Raw genomic sequence first — 2936 nt, forward strand, 5'->3', positions numbered from 1 at the left:
TGTCTTGTAGCTCTTGGGTAAACCAGGTGGTTGAACACTTGCAGAAAGAATAATAAGCAACATAGGAATAAGTTTGAACATTATTTTAATACCAACCGGATCATGAGGTATCAAAAATATATAAATAATTCCCGTAATCGCAATTGTAATTGCTAATATTTTACTCGACATAATAACACCCCTTTATACTTACATTCGTTATCTTCTATGAATTACCTGCTACTGTATGAGAGTGTAGGCTAGAAAATGTTATAAAAAAAATAAGGCTAGATAAAAGAAGATGGTCGTGAAGGGAATCACGACCATCTTCTTTACTTTTCATTAGTATCAAAAATAAAGTGGGGATGATAGAAGTTTAAGTTAGCTGCTCATGAATAAGGCGAATCATGAGTTACATAAGTACCAGCTATAAAATCATGAAGGGATCTCTTATCCTCGCGTAAACCGACCATAAAACAGCTCACAATTAGACCAATACCCAAAGTTATCCCATAGACAATTCCTGCTATTATAACTCTTTTTACCATCGTCCAAACGTCTACACTAGACCCGTCTACTTTAACGATTCGTACTCCCACAATTCGTTTGCCTATTGTGTATCCTGCCCATAAAATAGGCAAGATAAAAGTATAAAAGTTTTGTCCTATGGTTGTAAACCAAGTATCACTTTCTCCGAACAAAAGTAAGCTAATAATTGCCAATGGTATACCGATAATAATTCCATCTAATAGACCTGCCCCAAATCTTATCCAGAAACCTGCTGGATTATTCATAACGTATAAACTCCTTATTTCTAAAGTTAAAGTGAAGCATCATCTACGCTGTTTAAGTAATCCTCAATTGTACCAATGACAGACTCGACGCATCCTTCTTCAAAAGGAGAAATGAGATTAGCTTCTTTTACTAGCTTAGTGAAGGACATAGAGCCCCCAAGTTTACAAAGGTGTAAGTAATCCTTCCATGCAGAGTCACGATCCTCTCTTGAACGCTTCCAAAATTGGAATGCACAAATCTGTGCCAACGTATAATCGATGTAATAGAAAGGACTTGCATATATATGTCCTTGGCGCTGCCAGAAGCCACCAGCCTCATAATAACTGTTCCCATCATAATCACGATGAGGGAGGTACGTTTGCTCAATTTTTCTCCATGCGGCCTTTCTTTCTGCTGGTGTCATTTCTGGATTTTCATATACAACGTGCTGGAATTCGTCTACGGCCACACCGTAAGGAAGGAACAAAAGACCACTGCTTAGATGGGCAAATTTATATTTCTCTGTTTGGTCTTTGAAGAAAAGCTCCATCCATGGCCAAGTAAAAAATTCCATACTCATCGAGTGGATCTCGCATGATTCAAACGTTGGCCAGATATATTCCGGTATCCCGATATTTCTACTTGTATAAACCTGAAAAGCATGACCTGCTTCATGAGTTAACACATCAATATCTCCAGATGTTCCATTGAAATTAGAGAAAATATAGGGAGATTCATAGTCATCGATAAATGTACAATATCCTCCAGCTTCTTTTCCTTTTTTAGCTTCTAAATCCATTAGGTCTCGGTCAATCATAAACTGGAAGAATTCCGCTGTTTCTGGAGAAAGCTCCTCATACATTTTCTTTCCATTGTCGATAATCCATTGAGGAGAACCTTGTGGAGTTGCATTTCCAGTTAAAAAGTTAAGTGGTTCATCATAAAATTTAAGCTTCTCTACACCAATGCGTTTAGCCTGTCTTTCGTGTAGCTTATTGGCAAGAGGAACTATATAATCACGAACCTGGTCACGGAATTTTTTTACCATCTCCGCATTATAGTCGATTCTGTTCATCCGAATATAACCAAGCTCTACAAAGTTTTTGTAGCCAAGAGTAGTTGCCATCTCATGACGTAGCTTAACAAGTTGGTCATAGATGTCATCAAATTTGGCTTCATTTTCTTGGAAAAACCCAATAGAAGCTTCTCTAGCTTTCTTTCTTATTTCGCGGTCTGTAGACTCTGTAAACTTTCCAAGCTGTGCTAGTGTATATTTTTCTCCCTCGAACTCTACTTCTGCAGATGCAACAAGCTTAGAATAGTCAGAGGTTAGTTTGTTTTCCTTTTGCATTAAGCCGATCAACTCTGAAGAGAATCCTTTAATCTGAAAGTCTGCCAAGTCAAATAATTGCTTGCCCCACTTTTTTTCTAGCTCATTGCGGTATGGGGAAGCTACAAGAACCTTGTAGTATTCTGTGACAAGCTCATCTACCTCGGGACTGATTTCATCTAAAAAATCGCGTTCCTTTTGATAAAATTCATCGTTTGTATCGATAGAAGCTCGGATATAAACAAGGTTTGCTTGAGTAGAGAAGTTGTTGCGAATCGAGTTAATCTCTTCAATTATTGAATTTTGCTCCTCTACAGAAGTAGCTTCCTTCATTTTATCTAATAAACTATGAAAAGCTGTCTTCATTTCTTGCAAATCTGGTCTTTTGTATTCGTATTCTTTGAATGTAACCAATGTATTTCCCCCTATTTTCTTGTAATCCTTCCTTTTAATTGTTTATTATTTTCAGATAAATTGCAACAGTATTATTTAAATTGATTTAAAATAGACGTTAATGTAAAATGTTTGTATATTTACAAACGAAAAGGAGTTATGTTTGTTATGAGAGTGATTGAAAACTTTTTAGACGCATCTATGGAAGAGATGAAAAAAGGGTATGTGGAGGAAAAGGAATGCTATCAATGTTTGTTGTGTGGGGAGAAAGTTGAAAAGGGCTTGATCTATCCTGAAAATAATGTGTTGTATGAATCAGAGCGATTTATGAAGCTTCATATAGAGAAACAACATATCTCTGTATTTGATCATTTAACAGGCTTAAACAATAATCTAACTGGCTTGACGGACCATCAAAATAGCTTAATGCAACTGTTTTATGAAGGGAGAAGTGACTTAG

2 protein-coding genes and 1 pseudogene are annotated in these 2936 nt (G+C 36.5%); 1 reads left to right on the forward strand and 2 read right to left on the reverse strand.

The window, feature by feature from the left end:
• Positions 1-368 precede the first annotated feature (368 nt).
• Complete coding sequence (locus AC06OU_RS15190; protein WP_475856892.1) at positions 369-773, reverse strand: RDD family protein; 405 nt, start codon at positions 771-773, stop codon at positions 369-371.
• Between the two features lie 26 nt (positions 774-799).
• A complete protein-coding gene (locus AC06OU_RS15195; protein WP_475856894.1) occupies positions 800-2497 on the reverse strand; it encodes a M3 family oligoendopeptidase in 1698 nt (565 codons plus the stop codon).
• 147 nt (positions 2498-2644) lie between these two features.
• Between AC06OU_RS15195 and AC06OU_RS15200 the strand changes: the two are divergent.
• A pseudogene (locus tag AC06OU_RS15200) lies at positions 2645-2936 on the forward strand (DUF2087 domain-containing protein); the annotation flags it as partial.

This window comes from Psychrobacillus sp. (assembly GCF_056205495.1).